At 39.7% G+C, this 310-nt stretch carries 1 protein-coding gene; it reads left to right on the top strand.

All coding sequences use genetic code 11. The features are described from left to right. Positions 1 to 310: winged helix-turn-helix transcriptional regulator (locus FLQ44_RS25565; protein WP_147694447.1), on the top strand; the 310-nt coding region annotated here is incomplete at both ends.

The following is a 310-nucleotide window of genomic DNA, read 5'->3' as shown; positions in this document are numbered from 1 at the left end:
CTCCGACTGTCCTATCAGCTGCTCACTGGAAATGTGGGGTGATAAATGGTCCCTGCTGATCATCCGTGATCTCATGCTGAAAAAAGAATGTACTTATGGAGACTTTCTGAAAGCCGATGAAAAAATAGCCACCAATATTCTGGCTTCCAGGCTTCAGAATTTATTGGACCATGGAATTATTGATAAAAAAGATCATCCTGATAACAAACTGAAGATCATCTATTTTCTGACACAAAAAGGCATAGATCTTATTCCCGTGATTGTTGAGATCAATCTCTGGGGTGATCAATACCTTACTATTCCTGAAGAG

This window comes from Vogesella mureinivorans (assembly GCF_007644035.1).
GTDB classification, from domain to species: domain Bacteria; phylum Pseudomonadota; class Gammaproteobacteria; order Burkholderiales; family Chromobacteriaceae; genus Vogesella; species Vogesella mureinivorans.
The sequence above is the reverse complement of the archived record's forward strand: the minus strand, read 5'-3'. Positions and strand labels throughout refer to the sequence as shown.